Genomic DNA, 20159 nt, shown 5'->3' with positions numbered 1-20159 from the left:
CGGACCCCGAGTGAGGAAGCGCGCGTGTTCGTCCTGCTCTCCACCAGCGACACCGACCTGCTGTCGGCCCGGGCCAGCGGCGCCGCGTGGCGGCTGGGCAACCCGGTCCGCCTCGGCGACGACGGCGTGGCCGCGCTGGTCGAGGGCGCCGAGCTCGTCGTCGTCCGGATCCTCGGCGTCCGCCGGCAGTACGAGGAGATGCTCGCGCCGCTGCTCGCCGGGCCGGCGCCGGTCGTCGTCCTCGGTGGCGAGCAGGTGCCCGACGCGGAGCTGATGGAGCTCTCCACCGTCCCGATGGGCGTGGCCACCGAGGCGCACGGCTACCTCGCGCAGGGCGGCCCGGACAACCTCGTGCAGCTGCACCGGTTCCTGTCGGACACGGTCCTGCTGACCGGTGAGGGCTTCGAGCCGCCGTCGGTCGCGCCGGACTGGGGGCTGCTGGAGCGGGAGTCCACCGGTGAGGGGCCCCGCATCGCCGTCCTCTACTACCGCGCGCACCACCTCTCCGGGAACACCGGCTTCGTCGAGGACCTGTGCACCGCGATCGAGGCGGCCGGCGGCTCGGCGCTGCCGGTCTTCACCTCCAGCCTCCGGTCGATCGACGAGGGCCTGCTGGAGACGCTGCGCGGCGCCGACGCGATGGTCGTGACCGTGCTGGCCGCCGGCGGCGCCCGCCCGGCCACCGCGCAGGCCGGTGGGGACGACGGCGCCTGGGACGTCGGCCAGCTGGCCTCGCTCGACGTCCCGGTGATCCAGGGTCTCTGCCTGACCCGCTCGCGCGCGGACTGGCTGGCCGACGACGACGGGCTCTCCCCGCTCGACGTGGGCAACCAGGTCGCGATCCCCGAGTTCGACGGCCGGCTGATCAGCGTGCCGTTCTCGTTCAAGGAGACCGACGCCGACGGCCTGACCAGCTACGTCGCCGACCCCGAGCGGGCGGCGCGGGTCGCCGGCACCGCGGTCGCCCACGCGCGGCTGCGGCACACGCCGCCGGCCGAGCGGCGCATCGTCGTGATGCTGAGCGCCTACCCGACCAAGCACTCGCGGATCGGCAACGCCGTCGGCCTGGACACCCCGGCGTCGGTGGTGCGGCTGCTCGCGGCGATGTCCGGCGCGGGCTACGACATCGGCCCGTTCTCCGGCCCGGGCGCGCTGCCGGGTGTGGCGGACCTCGACGGCGACGCGCTCGTGCACGCGCTCATCGCCGCCGGCGGGCAGGACGCCGACTGGCTGACGTCGGAGCAGCTGTCCGGCCAGCCGGTGCGGATCGCCGCCGCGGAGTACCGCGCCTTCTTCGAGACGCTGCCCGACGACCTGCGCGACGCGATGGTCGAGCACTGGGGGCAGCCGCCGGGCTCGCTGTTCGTGGACGACTCCGGACCCGATGGCCCGGCCATCGTCTTCGCAGCCCTCCGGGCCGGCAACGTCGTCGTGATGGTCCAGCCGCCGCGCGGCTTCGGTGAGAACCCCATCGCGATCTACCACGACCCCGACCTGCCGCCCTCGCACCACTACCTGGCGGCGTACTGGTGGCTGCGCTCGGTGTTCGGCGCGCACGCGCTGGTGCACGTCGGCAAGCACGGCAACATGGAGTGGCTGCCGGGCAAGACCGTCGGACTGTCGGCCTCCTGCGCGCCCGACGCCGCGATCGGCGACCTGCCGCTGATCTACCCGTTCCTGGTCAACGACCCGGGCGAGGGCTCGCAGGCCAAGCGCCGCGCGCACGCCACGCTGGTCGACCACATGGTGCCGCCGATGGCCCGGGCCGACTCCTACGGCGACATCGCGCGGCTGGAGCAGCTGCTCGACGAGCACGCCAACGTCGCGGCGATGGACCCGGCGAAGCTCCCCGCCGTCCGGGCGCAGATCTGGACGCTGCTGCAGGCGGCCAAGCTCGACTCGGACCTGGGGCTGAACGAGCGCCCGGCCGACGAGCACTTCGACGAGATGATCCTGCACGTCGACGGGTGGCTCTGCGAGATCAAGGACTCCCAGATCCGCGACGGGCTGCACGTGCTCGGCTCGCCGCCGGTCGGGGACGACCGGGTCGGGCTGGTGCTGGCGATGCTGCGCGCCCGGCAGATCTGGGGCGGCTCCGTCGCGCTGCCGGGCCTGCGCGAGGCGCTCGGCCTCACCGAGGACGGCTCCGCCGGCCTGCGCGCCACCGACGCGGTCGAGGAGCTCGCCTCCGGGCTGGTCACGGGCATGGAGTCGGCCGGCTGGACCTCTGACGCCGTCTCCTCCGTGGTGCGCGACGTGCTCGGCCGGGACGACGACGCGGTGGCCGCGGTGCTGCGCTTCGCCGTCGACGAGGTCGTGCCGCGGCTGGCCCGCACCACCGACGAGCTCGACGCCACCCTGCACGCCCTCGACGGCGGCTACGTGCCGGCCGGGCCCTCGGGCTCGCCGCTGCGCGGGCTGGTCAACGTGCTCCCGACCGGGCGCAACTTCTACTCGGTCGACCCGCGGGCGGTGCCCTCCCGCCTGGCGTGGGAGACCGGCCAGGCGATGGCCGAGTCGCTGGTCGCGCGGTACCTGGCCGACACGGGGGAGTACCCGCGGTCGGTGGGCCTGTCGGTGTGGGGGACCTCGGCCATGCGGACCTCCGGTGACGACGTCGCGGAGGTGCTCGCGCTGCTCGGCGTCCGCCCCGTCTGGGACGACGCCTCCCGCCGGGTCACCGGCCTGGAGCCGATCCCGCTGGACGAGCTGGGCCGGCCCCGGATCGACGTCACGGTGCGGATCAGCGGCTTCTTCCGGGACGCCTTCCCGCACGTCGTGACGATGCTGGACGACGCGGTGACGCTGGTGGCGGGGCTGTCCGAGGAGTCCGACGAGCAGAACCACGTGAAGGCCCACGTCGAGGCCGACCTGGCGACGCACGGGGACCGCCGGCGGGCGACCACCCGGGTGTTCGGGTCGAAGCCGGGCGCCTACGGCGCCGGCCTGCTGTCGCTGATCGACAGCCGGAACTGGCGCGGGGACGCCGACCTCGCCGAGGTCTACGCGGTGTGGGGCGGCTACGCCTACGGCCGCGACCTGGACGGCGTGCAGGCGCGGCCGGACATGGAGGCGGCCTACCGGCGGATCGCGGTGGCGGCGAAGAACGTGGACACCCGCGAGCACGACATCGCCGACTCCGACGACTACTTCCAGTACCACGGCGGGATGGTCGCCACGGTCCGCGCGCTGACCGGGTCGGCGCCGCGGGCCTACATCGGTGACTCCACCCGGCCGGAGTCGGTGCGCACCCGGTCGCTGGGGGAGGAGACCGCCCGCGTCTTCCGCGCCCGCGTGGTCAACCCGAAGTGGCTCGCGGCCATGCGCCGGCACGGCTACAAGGGCGCGTTCGAGCTGGCGGCGACCGTGGACTACCTGTTCGGCTACGACGCCACGACCGGCGTCGTCGACGACTGGATGTACGAGAAGCTCACCCAGACGTACGTGCTGGACCCCGAGCAGCGGGAGTTCTTCGAGCAGTCCAACCCCTGGGCGCTGCACGGGATCGCCGAGCGGCTGCTGGAGGCGGTCGACCGCGGGATGTGGGCGTCGCCGGACCCGGCGCTGCTGGCCGAGCTCCAGCAGGCCTACCTGGACACCGAGGGCGACCTGGAGGGCGGGGAGACCCCCGCCCAGCAGGGGGCACCGGCCTGAGCCCGGTCACCCGGTGTGACGCCACGCCGGGACCGGGCGGTTCCGTGGGCACCTCCGGACCGGCTGGGTACAGGTGGGTCATGAGCATCCTGAACCGACTGATGGGCACTGCAGAGAGCGCTGCGCGCGGAGCCGCCCGGGGCGGCCGCGCCGGGGCACGCCCCACGCGGGGCATGGGCCGCTCGACCGGCATGAGCGCCGGCCGCAGGATGGGCCGGGGTCGCGCGGCGGCACCCGCACCCGCGGGCGGCCTCGGCGGACTGGTGAGCGGGCTCCTCCGCCGCCGCTGAGGACGTCTAGGTGAGGCAGGCGGCGACCAGCAGGACGACGGTCGCCGCCACCTCGCCGGTCGCACCCATCACGTCCCCGTTCACCCCGCCCAGCCGCGCGGTGGCCCGGACGCGCAGCAGCTCCGCGGCGAGCAGTCCTCCCACGACCGCGACCGGGAGCTGCCACGCGCGGTCCGCCCCACCGGCGAGCCAGCCTCCGCCCCCGGCCAGCGCGGTGGCGACGACGAACCACCCGGTCAGCCACGGCACGGACACCGTGCCGGCCACCGCCCGGCCGAGCGAGGAGCCCTCCGCGGTGGGCACCCCCGGCAGCCCGGTGCGGGTCATCGCCAGACGGGCGACCACCACCGCCGTCCACACCGCGACCCACCCGCCGTCGACGGCCAGCAGCGCCGCCGCCGTCGCGACCTGCAGGAGCAGCGTCAGCACCAGGGTGAGGACGCCGAACGGGCCGACGTCGCCCTGCTTCATCACCTTCAGCGCACGCTCGCGGCCGCGCAGCGGGCCCAGGCCGTCGGCGGTGTCGGCCAGCCCGTCCAGGTGCAGCCCCCGGGTGAGCGCGGCGAGCAGGGCGACGGCGAGCACCGCGCCGGTCAGCGGCGACACCAGGTGCGCGCCGGCCGCGCCGATCCCGGCGGCCGGCCCGCCGAGCACGAGCCCGACGAGTGGCGCCCACGGCAGGACGCCGCGGGCGGAGGTGGTGGCCGCCGCCGGGACCCGCAGCACCGTGAGCAGGGCCGCGGACTCGAACGGACCGGCCCAGCGCGGGCGGGGCGGCGTCACCGCAGCCGCTGGGGCAGCCCGGCGACGACGAACCACACCTCGTCGGCGGTGCCGGCCAGCCGCTGGTTGACCGTGCCCAGGGTGTCGCGGAACAGCCGGCCGGCCCGGGTCTCCGGGACCACGCCCAGGCCGACCTCGTCGCTGACCGCGACGACGTGGGCGGGTGTCATCGCCCAGGCGTTCACCAGGGCGTCGCAGCGGTCGACGAGCCGGTCGGCGGCGCCCGGCTCGTCGCTCCAGACGCCGGTCTCGTCCATCAGCGCGGCGACCCAGGTGGTCACGCTGTCGACGAGCACCGTGCCGCGGCGCAGCAGGTCGCTGGGCGCCGTGGTCTCCAGCGTCGTCCACGCGGCGGGCCGGCGGGCGCGGTGGGTCTCGATCCGCGCGGCCCACTCGGCGTCGCCGGTGACCGGGGCGGAGGCGGCCAGGTAGACGACGTCGTCGTGCCCGGCGACGAGGGACTCCGCGTGGGCCGACTTCCCCGACCGGGAGCCGCCCAGCACCAGGACGCGGCTCACCGGCAGATCTCCAGGCGCGTGACGGTCCCGTTGTGCGGCGTGACGGCCGGCATCGCGTCCGGCCCCAGCCCGCCGGCGACGGCCTGAGCCGCCCGGATGGTGTCCCCGTGCGTCACCAGCCCCACGACGTCGGCGGGCGGCTCGGCGCACAGGTGCTCGAGGAAGGCCGCGACCCGACCGTGGAGCTCGGCCAGGCTCTCGCCGCCCTCGGCCGCCCAGTGCGGATCGGTCCAGTCGACGACGTCCCACAGCTCGCGCGAGGGCCGGCCCTCCAGCACGCCGTACCCCTGCTCGCGCAGCGCCGGGGTGGTGCTCACCGCGAGGCCGGTCGCGCGCACGCAGTGCTCGGCGGTCTGCACGGCGCGGCGGAGGTCGCTGGAGATGAGCGCACCGGGCCGCAGCCCGGCCAGCTCGCGGGCAGCCCGCGCGGCCTGGGCGTGACCGAGCTCGGTGAGCGGGACGTCGGCGGTCTGGCCCTGCAGCAGGCCGGCGGCGTTCCACTCGCTCTGCCCGTGACGGACCAGCAGGAGGGTGAGCGGACGCGACATGGCCTGCGGAGCCTAGGACGCCCCGGCGCGCCGGCCTCCCGCGGGGCGGCTCGGGAGCAACCCGACGGCCCGGCCGGCCGGGGACGCGGTCACCCCTCGTACCGTCGTGGGCGTGACCATCCCCCTCCGTCCCGGGGCTCCTGCCGCCGCATCGCGCTCCGCCGCGCCCGATCCGCTGGCCCCGCTGCTGGAGCTGCCGGGCGTCCGTGATGCCGCGGAGAGCGCCCGGGCGGCGATCGACCGGCTGCTGCGCCACCGGCTCATGCGCAACCGGTCGGCCGAGGTCAGTGCCGAGTCCGCGCTGCGCGGCGCCCGCGCCTCGGCGGCGCTGGAGGGGGTCGACGTCCCGCTGGTCGACCTGCGGGCCGGTCAGGTCGACGACCCCGTGGTGCAGGGGGCGCTGCGGGCCTCGCTGGCGCTGGGCTCGCTGGTGGACACCTGGTCGCGGGCGCCCGGGCAGGTGCTCGCCCGGCTGCACGCGCTCGCCGCCGCGGACCTCGTCGACCGGGCGGAGCTGGGCCGGCCCCGACCGCACGCGGGCCCGCGGTTGACGTCGCTGTTCACCGTGGTGACCGGCACGAGCACGGTCCCCGCCGTCCTCGTGGCGGGCCTGGTGCACGGCGAGCTGGCCGCGCTCGCCCCCTTCGGCAGCGCCGACGGCGTGGTCGCCCGGGCGGCGGGCCGCCTGACCGGCATCGTCCGGGGGCTGGACCCCAAGGCCGTCTCCGTCCCGGAGATGGGCTTCGCGGAGCTGGGCGCCGACGCCTACGCCACCGCACTGGCCGGCTACGCCACCGGGGGGCCCGAGGGGCTGGCCGGCTGGCTGGTGCACTGCTGCCGGGCCACCGAGCACGGCGCCCTGGAGGGTCTCGCGGTCGCGGAGGCGATCCTGCGCGGCTGAGCACTGCTGCGTGGCTGAGCGGTGCGGCGCGGCCGGGCGCTCAGCGGGGCGGTGCCGGGTGCTCAGCGGGGTGCGAGCGCCAGCCCGGTGAGGGCGACGGCGACCACCGCGGCGAACGTCCCGGCCGCCGCCGCCGTCCACGCCCCGGTCGCCGCGCCCGTACCGATCCCGGCCAGCAGCACCAGCCACGGCCCGGACATCGAGACGGCGAGCCCCACGCGGGTGCGCAGCGTCGTCCGCCGTGGTCCCCGCGGGTGGATCCCGGTGCGGGCGGTCTGCCCGAACAGCGCCGCCGCGACGGCGGCCGCGAGCACCGTCGTCCAGGCGAGTGGGACCGTCAGCACGGTCCCCGAGGATGGCGCAGCGCGCCCCGCCGGGGGTGGTGACCCGCCGGGCGAGCAGGGACGCGCGAGTGGTCAGGCGCCCCGGCGGCGGCGTCGACCGGGCAGTGGCGCCGGGGTGGTCGGCGGCCCGGCCGCCTCCCGCAGCGCACGACGCCGGGCGTACCAGGCGAGCCCGACGACCGCCGCGCCCACACCCATCGCGGCACCGGTGACGACCGGAGCCGTCGGCCCGAAGCGGGAGCGGATCGACACCGGACGGCTGAACTCCAGCACCGGCCAGCCGCGCTCGGCGGCGGCCTTGCGCAGGCCCCGGTCGGGGTTGACCGCGGTCGGGTGCCCCACGGCCGCGAGCATGGGCAGGTCGGTGACCGAGTCGCTGTAGGCGAAGCAGTCGGCCAGGTCGTAGCCGCTCTCGGCGGCGACCTCCCGCATCGCGACCGCCTTGTTCTCCGCGTAGGCGTAGAAGTCGATCTCGCCGGTGTAGCGGCCGTCCACGGTCACCATCCGGGTCGCCACGACCCGGTCGGCCCCGAGCATCTCGCCGATCGGCTCCACCATCTCCGCACCGCTGCTGGAGACGATGACGATCTCCCGGCCGGCGGCCCGGTGCGCCTCGATCAGATCGGCGGCCTCGGCGTAGACCAGCGGGTCCACGATCTCGTGCAGCGTCTCGCGGACGATGTCGTGCACGGTCGCGACGTCCCACCCGGTGCACATCCGGGTGATCTGCGCACGCATCCGCTCCATCTGGTCGGCGTCGGCGCCGGCGAGGGAGAAGACGAACTGCGCGTAGGCGCCCTTCAGCACGGTGCGGCGGTTGATCAGCCCGCCCTCGAAGAAGGGCCGCCCGAAGGCGAGGGTGCTGGACTTGGCGATGATCGTCTTGTCCAGGTCGAAGAACGCCGCTGCGCGGGTCACGGTTCACGACTGTAAGGGGAGGCCCCGGGTGTGACCCGCGCCATCCCGGTGTCCACACCCGTTCGGGTCATCCACAGATCCCACGGGACTCTCGCGTCCCCGCCGACTCCGCCCTGAGCTGGCCGGGTGTCCTCTCCACACCCGGTCCGACCCCTGCTCGTGAGCGCCGACGACGAGCTCCTCGACGAGACCCTCCGGTTGCTGGCGGCCGCCGGCGTCGAGCCGGAGGTGGCGACCGCCGGTCCGGCGCTGCGGCGGGCGCACCGCGAGGCGCCGCTGGTGCTGCTCGGCGCGGACGCGCTGGGCTCGGCTCCGGTCCGCGCGCTCCCGAGACGGCCCGGCGTCGTGGTCGTCGCCCGGGCCGACCTGCCACCCGCGGGCTGGGCCGCGGCCGTGGAACTGGGCGCCGAGCGGGTGGCGGTGCTGCCGGCCGACGAGTCCTGGGTGCTCGGGCGGGCGGGCGCGGCGCTGCGCGAGCCCGTCGAGCGCGGGTCCCTCGTGGTCGTGGGTGGAGCGTGCGGGGGAGCGGGCGCCAGCACCCTCGCCACGGCGGTCGCCCTCGTCGCCGCCGGGCGCGGGGGATCGCTGCTGGTGGACGGCGACCCGTGGGGCGGCGGCCTGGACCTCCTGCTGGGGGTGGAGAACGCCGAGGGGCTGCGCTGGCCCGACCTGGACGGGCTCCGCGGCCGGGTCTCCGGGGAGGCGGTGATGGCGGCGCTGCCGACCGTCGCCGGGGTCGGGGTCCTCGCCGCGTCACGGTCCGCGGCCGTCGCGCCGTGCCCGGAGGCCGTGGCCGCGGTGGTGGACGCCGGACGCGCCGGTGGCTGGCCCGTCGTCGTCGACCTGCCCCGCGGGCCGCTGCCGGCCGACGGCGTCGCGGAGGCGGTGCTCGCCGAGGCCGACCTGGCGGTGCTCGTCGTGCCGGCCAGGGTCCGCGCGGCCTGTGCTGCCCGCGTGCTGGTGGACGGCCCGGAGAGCTCACCCTGGAGCTCGGCGCGGCTCGTGGTCCGCCGCGTCCCCGGTGGCCTGGCCCCCGACGAGGTGGCCGACGTGGTCGGCCGGCCGGTGCTGGCCGAGCTCGCGCACGACCGGTCGGCGACGGTGCGCGGGGAACGCGGCGAGCCGCCACCGGTCGGTGCGCGGTCCCCGGCCGGAGCCGCTGCCCGCGCCGTGCTCGGGGCACTGTCCCGGTCAGGAGCGGTGCCGTGACCGGCGCGCCGCTGGTGGAGCGGGTGCGGGCCCGTCTGGCCACGGTCCCCGAGCCGCCCACCCGGTCGGCGGTGGCGGCCCTCGTGCGGGAGGAGGCCGGCGGCCTGACCGGTGACGTCAGCGTCCTCTCGGCGGTGCGTGCCGCGGTCGACGAGCTCGCCGGTGCCGGACCGCTGGAGGACCTGCTGCGGGAACCGGGCACCAGTGACGTCCTCGTCAACGGCCCCGACGACGTGTGGGTCGACCGCGGTCGCGGCCTGGAGCGCGTCGCGGTGCGGTTTCCCGACGACGACGCGGTGCGGCGGCTCGCGGTCCGGCTGGCCGCGGCGGCCGGGCGCCGGCTCGACGACGCCGCGCCGTGGGTGGACGCCGTGCTGCCCGACGGCACCCGCCTGCACGCCGTCCTCTTCCCCGTCTCGGCGCGGGGCACCTGCCTGTCCCTGCGGGTGCTCCGCCGCTGTTCCCTGGGACTGGACGACCTGGTCGACCGCGGGACTCTCCCGGGGGAGTCGGCCGACCTCCTGCGGGCGGTCGTGGCCGCGCGGTCGGCGTTCCTGGTCACCGGGGGCACCGGCTCGGGCAAGACGACGCTGCTCTCGGCGCTGCTGGGGATCGTCGACCCGGCGGAGCGGATCGTGGTCTGCGAGGACGCGCCGGAACTCGCGCCGGACCACCCGCACGTGGTCGGGCTGGTCACCCGCGCGGCCAACGTGGAGGGCGTCGGGGCGGTGGAGCTGCGGGACCTCGTCCGCCAGGCGCTGCGCATGCGGCCGGACCGGCTGGTCGTCGGCGAGGTCCGGGGCGCGGAGGTGACCGATCTGCTCGCGGCGCTGAACACCGGCCACGACGGAGGCTGCGGCACGCTGCACGCGAACCGGCCGACGGAGGTGCCGGCCCGCCTGGAGGCGCTGGGCGTGGCGGCCGGGCTCGACCGGGTGGCGGTGCACAGCCAGGCCGCCGCCGCGCTGGCGGTCGTCGTCCACCTGCGGCGCCGGGCCGGCGTGCGCCGGGTGGCGGAGCTCGGGGTGTTCCGCCGGGCCGGGGAACTGATCGTGGTCGAGCCGGCCTGGCGGGCGGATGGCGCTCGGTGCCCGGGCCGGGACCGGCTCGACGACCTGCTCGGCGGTGGCGTCCGGTGACCGCCCGGGCGGTGGCTCCGGCCGTCCTCCTCCTCGCCGCCGCGGTGCTGTCGTGGCCGGCCCGGCGTCCCGTGGTCCGGCTGCCGCCGATCCGCCGGTCGGCGTCGTGCACCGACGCCGTGCCGCTGCCCGCGACGGCGGCGGTGCTGGCGGCGCTCGCGGGCGCGGCGCTGAGCACCCCGGTGGTCGCCGGACTGGCCGCGGCGGGAGCGGCCGCCGCGGTGCTGGGGCGGCGACGACGGGGTCGCGCGAGGGTCGAGGAGGAACGCGTCGCCGGCCTCACGGAGGCGCTCGGTGCGCTGGCCGCGGAGCTGCGTAGCGGGCGGCCGCTCGAGGACGCAGCAGCGGCCGCCGGCGCCGCGTGCGGGGACGGAGCCGTGGCGGAGGCGCTGCTCCGGGCGGTCCGGGCGCCCGCCTCGTTCCCGGCGCCGGATCGCGACGCCGGGGCCTGGGACGCGGCGGTGGCCCGGGTGGCCGCCGCCGCCCGGCTCAGCGTCCGGACCGGCTGCTCGCTGTCCGCCGTGGTCGGTGCCGTGGAGGACGACCTGCGCGCCCGCCGGCGACACCGGCTGGAGCTGCGCTCGGCCCTGGCCGGTCCACGGGCCAGCGCCGCGCTGCTGGCGGGACTGCCGGTGCTCGCCCTCCTCATGGGCGGCGGGATCGGCGCGGATCCGTGGCGGGTGCTGACCACGACCGGCACCGGTCAGGTCCTGCTGGTCCTGGGGGTGGCGCTGGAGGCGGCCGGGCTGGCCTGGACCGCCCGCCTGGTCGCGCGGGTGACGCCGTGAGCACCGCGGGCTCCCTCCCGGTCGTGCTGGCCGCCGGCGCGGCGGCGCTGCTGGTGTGGTCCGCGCCGGTCGGCAGCGACCGGGTCCGCGCGCTCGTCCGCGCGCGGGCACCGGCCCGGTCCGAGGACCCGCGCGGCCGGACGCGGGGCCCGGGGACCCGTGCGCTGCTGACCGCAGCCGCCGTCTGCGGCACGGTGCTGCTCCTCGGCGGCGTCGCGGGCGTGGTCGCCGGCGCGGTCGTCGGGGTCGGCTCCGACCGGGCGCTGCGCCGAGCGGACGGCGCGGACGCCCGCCGCGACCGGATGGCGACCGAGGACGAGTTCCCCGTGGCCTGCGACCTGCTCGCGGTCTGCCTCGCGGCCGGCCTGCCGGTCGGCGGGGCGCTCGCGGCCGTGGCCGGTGCGCTGCACGGTCCGCTGGCGGCCGAGCTCGCGGTGGTCGCCGGCCGCTACCGGCTGGGGTCGGAGGCCGCCGCGGCGTGGACGAGCGTGACCCCGCCGGTCGCCGGTCTCGGACGGGTCGTGTCCCGCGCCGGGGAGTCGGGGTCCACCGTCATCGCGGCGCTGCGGGCCCTCGCCGCGGACTCCCGCGTCGCGCTGCGGGCCACCACGGAGGCCCGCGTGCGCTCCGCGGGGGTCTGGGTGCTCGCCCCGCTCGGCGCCTGCTTCCTCCCGGCCTTCGTCTGCCTCGGGATCGCCCCCGTGGTGCTCGGGATCGCCGGCGAGGTCCTGCCGTGAGCAGCCCTGCGTCCACAGGGACCGCGGTCCTCCACAGAGTGCGCCGGCCCGCCCATCCGGGCCCGGCTCGCCGGAAGGGTCGCGGTGCCGGGCCCCGACGGTGGGCCGCTGACGCGAGGAGGAGCCATGGGGACGCACGAGGAGACCGATCCGATCCGAACCGAGGAGACGGAGGCGGCGGACGCGACGGAGCCGCCCGCGGGCCTGCGCCGCCGCTGGGCGCAGCTCGTCGCGGAGCCGGAGGCGGGCATGAGCACCGCGGAGTACGCGGTCGGCACGATCGCCGCCTGCGCGTTCGCCGCGGTGCTCTACAAGGTGGTGACCGGTGGGTCGATCGTCACCGCGCTCACCGACCTGGTCGCGACCGCCCTGGCCACGCTGTCCTGACCGTGCCCACGCCGTACCGCCGCCTCCGCGGCGAGGCCGGGATGGTCACCGCCGAGACCGCGGTGGTGCTCCCGGTCCTGCTCCTGGTGCTGGCCGCCGCGGTCTCCGCCGTCGTGGTCGTGGGCGCGCACCTGCGGTGCGTGGACGCGGCTCGCGAGGGGGCGCGGGCGGCGGCGCGGGGCGACGACGTCGCCGCCGTGCGGGCGGTCGTCGGCCGGGCCGCGCCCGAGGGGGCCACGACCGCGGTGGTGGTGGAGGGCGACCGGGTGCGGGTGACCGTCACCGCGGTGGTCCCACCGCTCGGACCGGTGCCGTTCACCGTGCGGGTCAGCGCCACTGCGGTGGCCGAGCTGGAGCCGGGGGCGGTGCCGGAGACCGCCGGATGACGGGCCGGGCGGACCGCGAGCGGGGCTCGGCCACCGTGTGGGCCGTCGCGCTCAGCGGCGTGCTGGCGGCGATCGGCGTGGCCGCCGTCCTGGTGGGCGCCGCGGTCACCGCCCGGCACCGGGCGACGGCCGCCGCCGACCTGGCGGCGCTCGCCGGCGCGGGCCGGGCGGTGGTGGGCGACCCGGGAGCCTGTGCCGTCGCCGGCGAGGTGGCGCAGGCCAACGGCGCCACCCTGCGCAGCTGCGCCGTCGGCGACGGCGCCGTCGTGGCGGTCACCGTCGAGGTGTCGGTGCACCTGGGGCCGCTGGGCACCCGGCAGGCCGTCGCACGGGCCCGGGCGGGCCCGGTCGAACCCGAGGTCGGTCCCTCAGAAGACGAGGTCGTCCTCGCGGACGTCGGCGGCGGGCGGAGCGACGGTGGCGGCCTCCACGACCGGGTCGTCGTCGGCCCCGTCGTCGAGCAGGTCGTCGTCGCGCGCTGGCCCGGTCCGCTCGTCGGCGGCGGCCAGCTCGTCGAGGACGACGTCGAGCACCCGAACGGCGCCGGCCTTGTCCAGCGGGTCGTTGCCGTTGCCGCACTTGGGCGACTGCACGCAGGAGGGGCAGCCGCTCTCGCACTCGCAGCTGGCGATGGTCGCGCGGGTGGCCTGCAGCCACCGGCGCAGCGCGGCGAACCCCCGCTCGGCGAAACCGGCGCCGCCGGGGTGGCCGTCGTAGACGAAGATCGTCGCGACGCCCGTGTCCGGGTGCAGGGCGGTCGAGAGCCCCCCGAGGTCCCAGCGGTCGCAGGTCGCCAGCAGCGGCAGGATGCCGATCGCCGCGTGCTCGGCGGCGTGCAGGGCGCCGGGCAGCGTCGCGTCGTCCACCTCCGCCCGGGCGACCGCCCGCTCGTCGAGCGTCACCCAGACCGCGCGGGTGCGCAGCTGGCGGGCCGGCAGGTCCAGCGGGAACTCGGCGAGGACCTCGCCGGTGCCCTGCCGGCGGCGCTGGTAGGCCACGACCTGGTTCACCACGTCCACGACGCCGGTGTGCGCGGTGACCGTCCGCAGCCGGCGGGAGCGGTCGACGTCGACCACGGAGAGGTCGGTGACGTCCCGGGCCACGGTGGTCCACTCCGGCGACTCCGGGTGCACGACCGCGATGGCCTCCTCGACGTCGTACTCGTCGACGACGAAGGTCTCGCCGCGGTGCACGTACAGCGCGCCGGTGTGGACCGTGGAGTGCGCGGCGCCACCGTCGACGGTGCCGAGGAGCCGGCCGGTCGCGCCCTCGATGATCGCCACCGGGGCGTGGCCGTCCCCGCGGATGTCCACGTCCGGACGGCCGCGCCCGGCCCAGTACCAGCCGGTCGGTCGCCGCCGGAGCAGCCCCTCGGCGACGAGCTCCTCGATCCGGGCCTCCGCGGCCGGGCCGCCGAACTCGGCGAGGTCGGCCGGCACGAGCGGCAGCTCGGCCGCCGCGCAGCACAGCTGGGGACCGAGCACGTAGGGGTTGCTCGGGTCGGTCACGGTCGCCTCCACCGGCCGGCCGAAGACCGCGCGGGGGTGGTGGGCCAGGTAGTGGTCCAGCGGGTCGTCGCGCGCGACGAACACCACCAGCGACTCGCGCTGCGCCCGGCCGGCGCGTCCCGCCTGCTGCCACAGCGAGGCCAGGGTGCCCGGGTAGCCGGCGAGGACGACCGCGTCCAGCCCGGCGATGTCGATGCCGAGCTCGAGGGCGTTGGTGGTGGCCACCCCGAGGAGCTCGCCGGAGGAGAGGGCGCGCTCCAGCTCGCGGCGCTCCTCGGGCAGGTAGCCGCCCCGGTAGGAGTCGACCCGAGCGGCCAGGTCCGCGCGGCCCCGCTCGACGAGCACCCGCCGGGCCTGGTCGGCGACCGACTCGGCGCTGCGCCGCGACCGGACGAACGCCAGCGTCCGGGCCTCCCGCTCCACCAGGTCGGCCAGCAGGGACGCCGCGTCGTGGGCCGCCGACCGGCGCAGCGGGGCGCCGTGCTCACCGAGCCGCTCGGTCAGCGGCGGCTCCCACAGCGCGAACGTGGCGCCCGGCCGTGGTGAGCCGTCCTCGGTCACGGCCACCACGGGGGCGCCGACCAGCCGGCCGGCCGCTCCGGCCGGGTCGCTGACCGTCGCCGACGCGAGCACGAACACCGGCTCGGCGCCGTAGCGACGGCAGATCCGGCGCAGCCGGCGCAGCACGTGGCCGACGTGCGACCCGAAGACCCCCCGGTAGGCGTGGCACTCGTCGACGACGACGTAGGCCACCCGCCGCAGCGTGGAGGACCACTTCTGGTGGGCCGGCAGGATCCCGCGGTGGAGCATGTCGGGGTTGGTCACGATCCACCGCGAGTGACGGCGCACCCAGTCGCGCTCCTCCATCGCGGTGTCGCCGTCGTAGGCCGCCGGCCGGACCGAGGGGCCCGCCAGCGCGGCCACCGAGGCCAGCTGGTCACGCGCCAGCGCCTTCGTCGGCGCCAGGTACAGAACGCAGGCCCGGTCGTCCTCGGCCAGGCGGCTGAGCGCCGGCAGCTGGTAGGCCAGCGACTTCCCCGAGGCGGTGCCGGTCGCCACGACCACCGACGTGCCGTCGTGCGCCAGCTGCGCGGCCTCGACCTGGTGCCGGTAGGGCGCCGTGACACCCTGCTCCTCCAGGCGAGCGCGCAGGTCCGCGGCCACCCAGGCCGGCCAGGGCAGCGTGCTGCTCTCCCGGACCGGCATCCGGTGCACGTGGGTGACCGGGTGCTCCTCCTCCGGCGTGGCCGCCAGGAGGTCGTCGAGCAGCTCGGCGCCGGGCAGGACCCCGGTGGGTCGGGCACGCCCCTCGGAGCCGGCGTCCGTGCCGGGAGGGGGAGCCGGCCGGACCGGGTGGAGCGCCGTCACGCGCCCTCCTCGCCGGCGCTCGGCGTTCGCGCGCCCGGCGGTGCTGTGCCCTCGGGCGACCTCGCAAGCTCGGTCACCTCACCACTGTCACACCTGTCGGCAACCCGTGGCGGCCCCGGTCCGTAACGGTCTCGCTGCAGGGACTACCGGAAGCCGGTGTGATCTGGCTTACACTCGCGCGGCGTCCGGCCCGGTGAGACCCGCCGACGGACGAGACCTCCGCCGACCGGGGCGCGTGTGTCCCGGCAGTCGCTGACCGCTGGGAGGAACCTCATGCCGGAGACCGCTCTGTCGGGCGGGGACGTGGCGCTGGTCGTCGTCGTCCTCGCCATCTCCCTCGCCGCCCTCGCCTTCGCCGCGTACCTGGTCCGGGCGGTCATGGCCGCCGACCAGGGGACGACGACCATGCGCGACATCGCGCGGGCGGTGCAGGAAGGTGCGGCGGCCTACCTGCGCAGACAGTTCCGCACCCTCGGGGCGTTCGCCGTCGTCGTGTTCCTGCTGCTGCTCCTGCTGCCGGTCTCCGAGGGCGGCTGGGGGACGAAGCTCGGACGGGCCGTCTTCTTCCTCGTCGGCGCCCTCTTCTCCGCGGCGGTCGGGTTCATCGGCATGACGCTGGCGACCCGCGGCAACGTCCGGGTCGCCGCGGCAGCCCGCGGCGGGGGCTACGTCCCCTCCTTCCGCATCGCCTACCGCACCGGCGGCGTCGTCGGGATGATCACCATCGGGCTGGGCCTGTTCGGCGCCTCGCTGGCACTGCTCTTCTTCGACGAGACGGCGCCGGTGGTCCTCGAGGGCTTCGGCTTCGGCGGCGCGCTGCTGGCGATGTTCATGCGTGTCGGTGGCGGCATCTTCACCAAGGCCGCCGACGTCGGCGCCGACCTGGTCGGCAAGGTCGAGGCCGGGATCCCCGAGGACGACCCGCGCAACGCGGCGACGATCGCCGACAACGTGGGGGACAACGTCGGCGACTGCGCCGGGATGGCCGCCGACCTCTTCGAGTCCTACGCCGTCACCCTGGTGGCCGCCCTGATCCTGGGCCAGGTCTTCCTCGGCGCCGACGGCATGGTCTTCCCGCTGGTGGTGGCCGCCATCGGTGTCATCGCCTCGGTGGTCGGCATCCTCGCCAGCAACCCGAGCGACCGTGACTCCAGCGGCATGACGCCGATCAACCGGGGCTTCTTCACCTCGGCGGTCGCCTCGCTGGTGCTGGTGGCGGTCGCGTCGTTCACCGTGCTGCCCAGCGTCGCCGACCTCGAGGACACCGTGGTCAGCCCGCAGGTGCTCGGGTTCCTCTCCGTCCTCGTCGGCATCGTCCTGGCCGGGGCGATCCAGCAGCTCACCGGCTACTTCACCGAGACCTCGCGCAAGCCGGTCAAGGACGTCGGCCGCAGTTCCCTCACCGGCCCGGCCACGGTGATCCTCTCCGGCATCTCGCTCGGCCTGGAGAGCGCCGTCTACGCCGCGCTCCTCATCGGCGGCGGCGTGTACCTGGCCTTCCTCATCGGCGGCGGCGCGGCCCTCTACGCCGTGGCGCTCGCCGGCTGCGGCCTGCTCACCACCGCCGGCGTCATCGTCTCGATGGACACCTTCGGCCCGGTGAGCGACAACGCGCAGGGCATCGCCGAGATGTCCGGCGACATCGACGACGACGGCGCCCGGGTGCTCACCGACCTCGACGCGGTCGGGAACACCACGAAGGCCATCACCAAGGGCATCGCGATCGCCACGGCGGTGCTCGCCGCCACCGCGCTCTTCGGGTCCTACAACGCCCAGGTGCAGGTCGCCCTGCGGGATGCCGGCTCCAGCCTCGGGGACGCCTTCAGCCTGGTGAACCCGAACAACATCGTGGGCGCCCTGCTCGGGGCGTCCGTCGTGTTCCTCTTCAGCGGGCTGCTGGTGAGCGCGGTGTCGCGCGCGGCCGGCCGGGTCGTGTTCGAGGTGCGGGAGCAGTTCCGCACCCGCCCCGGGATCATGGACTTCAGCGAGCGCCCCGACTACAGCCGCGTCGTGGACATCTGCACCAAGGACTCGCTCCGGGAGCTGGCCACCCCGGGGCTCATGGCGGTCCTGGCGCCGGTGGCGGTCGGCTTCGGCCTCGGGGTCGGACCACTGGCGGCGTACCTGGTCGGTGCCATCGCCGCCGGCACCCTGATGGCGGTGTTCCTGGCCAACTCGGGCGGTGCCTGGGACAACGCCAAGAAGATGGTGGAGGACGGCGCCCACGGCGGGAAGGGGAGCGAGGCCCACGCGGCCACCGTCATCGGCGACACCGTCGGCGACCCGTTCAAGGACACCGCGGGCCCGGCGATCAACCCGCTGATCAAGGTCATGAACCTGGTGGCGCTGATCATCTCGCCGGCGGTCGTCAGCCTGTCGTTCGGCGAGGACGAGAACACCGGGATCCGGGTGCTCATCGCCCTCGCCGCGGCCGCGGTGATCGTGGCGGCCGTCGTCGTCTCCAAGCGGCGCTCGGTGGTCGTCGGTGGCGCGAGCACCGAGACCTCCGGCGAGCTGACCACCACCGCTCCCTGACCGCACGCCCCGATCCTGCGGCGACCGGGGGCGCCGCAGGGTCGGAGCGCGGGCTCTGTGGACGGTCCGGCCGGGTGTGGACGACGACCGGCCCGGTGTCGGGACGGCTGCCTAACGTGCCGCGGCGCCGGTCGACCAGACCGGCTCCGCACCGCCGGGAGGTCCATCATGTCCACCATCTCCGTCCAGTTCGACGCCCTCGAGCAGTTGGCCGACGAGCTCCGCTCCCTCGGCACCGAACTCGCCGGCGAGGCCGAGCTCTGCCGGTCGGCGGCGTACACCCTCGGCGCCGCCGTCGACGGCGAGCTCGCTGCACGGACCGGGCAGCTGGGGCACGCCTGGGCCGGGCTGGTGGACCTGCTCGGTCAGGACGCCGCAGCGGTGGGTCAGGGCCTGCGCGCGGCGGTGCTCTCCTACCGCGAGCTGGAGGCGGCCCTGTCCGACCGCAACCTGTACGCGACGGCCGGGGTCCGGGGCTCGTGAGCAGCGGGCTGTCGGCGATCGCGGCCTGGGACACCCGGCTGCTGGGCAACGCGGTCACGACCCTGGACTCGGTCGGCGAGCGGCTGGTGTCCTGGCGGGCGCGGATGGAGCTGGTGGGCCGGACGCTGCGGGCCACCGACTGCTGGTCGGGCGACGCCGGTCGGGTGGCCGCCGAGACCCTCGTCCGCCTCTCCACCGTCGTCACCGAGGTCACCGCCGCCCTGGGCCGGACGAGGCCGCTCGCCGACCTGGTGGTGCTCTCCGCCACCCGCGCCGCCGAACAGGCCCTCCTGGCCCGAGCCGCCGCGGCGGCCGTGCCGGTCGCCCTGGACGAGCAGGGCGTGCCCGGACCGTTGCCACCGGTCGCCCTCGAGGTCGGGCCCGACCCCGCGGTGGCTCTCGCCCGGCAGTATGCCCAGATCGGCGAGCAGGCGGCGGCCGCTGCCCGGGCGGCGGAGGACGCCGCCGCCGCCCGGAGCTGGGCCCGCGTCGCCACCGACCAGGCCGGCGAGGCCCTCGCGCTGCTGGGTGCCGTGGGCGTCGTCGGCGGGGCGGTCCCGGCGACCCCCGGCGACCTCGCGGCGGGGATCGGGGTCCCCGCGGCCACGCCCCGACCGCCGGTGTCACCGCCGGAGGTGGCGGCGTGGTGGGCAGCGCTGTCCGAGGAGCAGCGCCACCACTGGATCGACGCCGAGCCCGGCCTCGTCGGGGTGCTCGACGGCGTCCCGGCCTGGGCGCGGGACCGGGCGAACCGGCTGCTGCTCGACGACGCGCTCCTCGACGACACGACCCGGGCCGTGGCCCATGCGACGCAGAACGAGATCCGGGCGCGGGAGGAGGCCGGGGAGGTGGTGCAGCTCCTCCAGTTCGCGCCCGAGCAGGAGCTCGTCGCGCTGTCCGTGGGCGATCTCGACACCGCCGAGGCCATCGGCGTCCTCGTCCCCGGCGTGGGCAACGACCCCATCGGGGAGCTGGACGACGTCGCCGACGACGCGGCTGCCGTCCGGGACGCCGCGGTCGCCGCGGCACCCGGACTGGCGGTCGCGACCGTCGCCTACCTCGGCTACCGGCCGCCGGTGAACGCCCCGCTCGGCGTGGAGCAGCAGGCGGCGCAGACCGGCGGAGCGGCGCTCGACCGCGCCCTCGACGGCCTCGCCGCCACCCGGTCGCCGGACCCGGCGCGCGTGACGGTGGTGGCGCACAGCTACGGGACCGTGGTGACCGACGAGGCGGCGTACCGGCCTGGTGACCTGGCCGCGGACGCCGTGGTGCTGATGGGCAGCCCCGGCGTCGACAACGACCGCGAGGGGTTCGAGGTCGACGAGATCTACGAGGCGTCGGGGGGCCTGGACGTCGTCACCTGGGCGGAGATCCACGGCGGCCAGACGTGGGACCCGGACACCGGACTCGACGCCGTCCGCCTGCCCACCGAGGGGGACATGACGCACGGCGACTACTACGACGCCGACCGTCCGACGCTGGCCGCCATCGGGGAGGTGGTGGCCGGCACCCACGACGGGTGAGCCCGGGAACACGGAGCGCGCGCCGTCCATTGGACCGGGTGTCGGCACGCCCACGCACGGTCGCCACCCGGTGTCGTAACGGGGTCGTGGCCTACCGTGGCCTCGCCGAGGGCGGACGCGCAGCACGCGTCCTCCGGTGT

At 76.6% G+C, this 20159-nt stretch carries 17 protein-coding genes and 1 pseudogene; 12 read left to right on the top strand and 6 right to left on the bottom strand.

Annotated elements, in window-relative coordinates; all coding sequences use genetic code 11:
- Positions 1–24: 24 nt before the first annotated feature.
- Positions 25–3654 (top strand): cobaltochelatase subunit CobN, encoded by a 3630-nt coding sequence (gene cobN / locus DQ240_RS15375; protein ID WP_113840495.1) that lies wholly within the window; start codon positions 25–27, stop codon positions 3652–3654.
- Between the two features lie 296 nt (positions 3655–3950).
- On the opposite strand, the gene DQ240_RS15365 is transcribed toward cobN, so the two are convergent.
- The 3 genes from DQ240_RS15365 to DQ240_RS15355 are packed head-to-tail and all read right to left on the bottom strand — an operon-like array spanning position 3951 to position 5793.
- Positions 3951–4727: an adenosylcobinamide-GDP ribazoletransferase gene (locus DQ240_RS15365; protein ID WP_113840493.1), complete on the bottom strand. Its 777-nt coding sequence runs from the start codon at positions 4725–4727 to the stop codon at positions 3951–3953.
- Complete coding sequence (gene cobU / locus DQ240_RS15360) at positions 4724–5245, bottom strand: bifunctional adenosylcobinamide kinase/adenosylcobinamide-phosphate guanylyltransferase (RefSeq protein WP_113840492.1); 522 nt, start codon at positions 5243–5245, stop codon at positions 4724–4726. The genes DQ240_RS15365 and cobU overlap by 4 nt, the downstream gene beginning before the upstream one ends.
- Entirely contained in the window at positions 5242–5793 is a 552-nt protein-coding gene (locus DQ240_RS15355) for a histidine phosphatase family protein (RefSeq protein WP_113840491.1), read from the bottom strand. The genes cobU and DQ240_RS15355 overlap by 4 nt, the downstream gene beginning before the upstream one ends.
- 112 nt (positions 5794–5905) lie before the next feature.
- On the opposite strand from DQ240_RS15355, the gene DQ240_RS15350 reads away from it, so the two are divergent.
- Positions 5906–6694, top strand: a complete 789-nt coding sequence (locus DQ240_RS15350) for an oxidoreductase (protein WP_113840560.1) — start codon at positions 5906–5908, stop codon at positions 6692–6694.
- 62 nt (positions 6695–6756) lie between these two features.
- Here the strand turns inward: DQ240_RS15350 and DQ240_RS15345 are convergent, their stop codons facing one another.
- Both DQ240_RS15345 and DQ240_RS15340 read right to left on the bottom strand, forming a co-directional pair.
- Positions 6757–7038, bottom strand: a complete 282-nt coding sequence (locus tag DQ240_RS15345) for a hypothetical protein (protein ID WP_113840490.1) — start codon at positions 7036–7038, stop codon at positions 6757–6759.
- Between the two features lie 72 nt (positions 7039–7110).
- Positions 7111–7956, bottom strand: a complete 846-nt coding sequence (locus DQ240_RS15340) for an HAD family phosphatase (RefSeq protein WP_113840489.1) — start codon at positions 7954–7956, stop codon at positions 7111–7113.
- Positions 7957–8115: 159 nt separating this feature from the next.
- Here DQ240_RS15340 and ssd point away from each other — a divergent pair, with 159 nt between their 5' ends.
- The 7 genes and pseudogenes from ssd to DQ240_RS24435 all read left to right on the top strand — a co-directional run.
- Complete coding sequence (gene ssd, locus DQ240_RS15335; protein WP_233498743.1) at positions 8116–9165, top strand: septum site-determining protein Ssd; 1050 nt, start codon at positions 8116–8118, stop codon at positions 9163–9165.
- Complete coding sequence (locus DQ240_RS15330) at positions 9162–10304, top strand: TadA family conjugal transfer-associated ATPase (RefSeq protein ID WP_113840487.1); 1143 nt, start codon at positions 9162–9164, stop codon at positions 10302–10304. The genes ssd and DQ240_RS15330 overlap by 4 nt, the downstream gene beginning before the upstream one ends.
- Complete coding sequence (locus DQ240_RS15325) at positions 10301–11092, top strand: type II secretion system F family protein (protein ID WP_113840486.1); 792 nt, start codon at positions 10301–10303, stop codon at positions 11090–11092. The genes DQ240_RS15330 and DQ240_RS15325 overlap by 4 nt, the downstream gene beginning before the upstream one ends.
- Positions 11089–11829: a type II secretion system F family protein gene (locus tag DQ240_RS15320; RefSeq protein ID WP_233498742.1), complete on the top strand. Its 741-nt coding sequence runs from the start codon at positions 11089–11091 to the stop codon at positions 11827–11829. The genes DQ240_RS15325 and DQ240_RS15320 overlap by 4 nt, the downstream gene beginning before the upstream one ends.
- 126 nt (positions 11830–11955) lie before the next feature.
- Complete coding sequence (locus tag DQ240_RS15315) at positions 11956–12216, top strand: DUF4244 domain-containing protein (protein ID WP_113840485.1); 261 nt, start codon at positions 11956–11958, stop codon at positions 12214–12216.
- Between the two features lie 2 nt (positions 12217–12218).
- On the top strand, positions 12219–12602 hold the full coding sequence (locus DQ240_RS15310; protein ID WP_233498741.1) for a TadE family type IV pilus minor pilin: 384 nt from the start codon (positions 12219–12221) through the stop codon (positions 12600–12602).
- Positions 12599–12937, top strand: a pseudogene (locus DQ240_RS24435) (Rv3654c family TadE-like protein); the annotation flags it as partial. The gene DQ240_RS15310 and the pseudogene DQ240_RS24435, both read left to right, overlap by 4 nt.
- A 33-nt stretch (positions 12938–12970) precedes the next feature.
- Here the strand turns inward: DQ240_RS24435 and DQ240_RS15300 are convergent.
- A complete protein-coding gene (locus tag DQ240_RS15300; RefSeq protein ID WP_113840484.1) occupies positions 12971–15478 on the bottom strand; it encodes a DEAD/DEAH box helicase in 2508 nt (835 codons plus the stop codon).
- Positions 15479–15751: 273 nt separating this feature from the next.
- Here DQ240_RS15300 and DQ240_RS15295 point away from each other — a divergent pair, with 273 nt between their 5' ends.
- The 3 genes from DQ240_RS15295 to DQ240_RS15285 all read left to right on the top strand — a co-directional run bounded on the left by DQ240_RS15295 (position 15752) and on the right by DQ240_RS15285 (position 20019).
- Positions 15752–18013 (top strand): sodium-translocating pyrophosphatase, encoded by a 2262-nt coding sequence (locus tag DQ240_RS15295; protein ID WP_113840483.1) that lies wholly within the window; start codon positions 15752–15754, stop codon positions 18011–18013.
- Positions 18014–18181: 168 nt separating this feature from the next.
- Positions 18182–18496, top strand: a complete 315-nt coding sequence (locus DQ240_RS15290) for a hypothetical protein (RefSeq protein ID WP_113840482.1) — start codon at positions 18182–18184, stop codon at positions 18494–18496.
- Positions 18493–20019 (top strand): alpha/beta hydrolase, encoded by a 1527-nt coding sequence (locus tag DQ240_RS15285; protein WP_113840481.1) that lies wholly within the window; start codon positions 18493–18495, stop codon positions 20017–20019. Before DQ240_RS15290 ends, DQ240_RS15285 begins: the two co-directional genes overlap by 4 nt.
- Positions 20020–20159: the final 140 nt, after the last annotated feature.

This window comes from Blastococcus sp. TF02A-26 (genome assembly GCF_003319125.1).
In the GTDB taxonomy this organism is placed as follows: Bacteria; Actinomycetota; Actinomycetes; order Mycobacteriales; family Geodermatophilaceae; genus Trujillonella.
This window is presented reverse-complemented; position numbering and strand designations above follow the sequence as displayed.

Coding starts and splice junctions, on each gene's coding strand:
- DQ240_RS15315 (WP_113840485.1), top strand. CDS start 11,956: ATGGGGACGCACGAGGAGACCGATCCGATCCGAACCGAGGAGACGGAG.
- DQ240_RS15295 (WP_113840483.1), top strand. CDS start 15,752: ATGCCGGAGACCGCTCTGTCGGGCGGGGACGTGGCGCTGGTCGTCGTC.
- DQ240_RS15290 (WP_113840482.1), top strand. CDS start 18,182: ATGTCCACCATCTCCGTCCAGTTCGACGCCCTCGAGCAGTTGGCCGAC.
- DQ240_RS15355 (WP_113840491.1), bottom strand. CDS start 5,793: ATGTCGCGTCCGCTCACCCTCCTGCTGGTCCGTCACGGGCAGAGCGAG.